Source organism: Vibrio sp. 1069, assembly GCF_033340555.1.
The window spans coordinates 1-562 of the sequence record NZ_JAWOWP010000751.1 but is presented as its reverse complement, the minus strand read 5'-3'; the positions used below and the strand labels follow the sequence as shown (position 1 = coordinate 562).

The window sequence follows — 562 nt, the reverse complement described above, 5'->3', positions numbered from 1 at the left end:
AATATTCTTCTCGCAGAGCTAGGGGATTCACTCAACCTTGAGCGTGTTACAGAGTTTGAGCATCAAATGTGGTCGCTCTGTTTCAGCGAAGATAACGCTATCGATGTGCAATTTGTGCAAGAGAAGAACGAGGTGCTTGTCTCAAAAAGCCTAGTGGTAGAGAAAGATATTCTCACCGCCGACAAGCTCCAAGTGCTGCTGGAATACAACTTTTTGTATCGCGAAACGGGCGGAGTGCAGTTTTGCATCAACCCAACCACCAAAGACATTTTGCTTCAAATCGACAACACGGCAGACACCGAGATCAGCCAATTAGCCAACGTGATCAGTCAGTTGAATGAGTTGAGTGACACTTGGGTGCAACTATTCCAAAACAACACGGTTGTCGATTTTAGCCAACAAACTGGCTCACACCCGTTTATTCAAGTTTAAGGTTTTTTACATGGTTAATATCAATACGTCACACATGCAGTCGTTGAGCCAGCTGACGTCACATTTGGCGACACAGAATCAAGCGGACGATAAAGAGATTCGAGCACACAACGGCAAAGACATTTTCGTC

At 45.0% G+C, this 562-nt stretch carries 1 protein-coding gene; it reads left to right on the top strand.

All coding sequences use genetic code 11. From position 1 onward, the window contains the following. On the top strand, positions 1–432 hold a 432-nt coding region (locus tag R7040_RS28855), incomplete at its 5' end, for a type III secretion system chaperone (RefSeq protein WP_318097949.1). Positions 433–562: the final 130 nt, after the last annotated feature.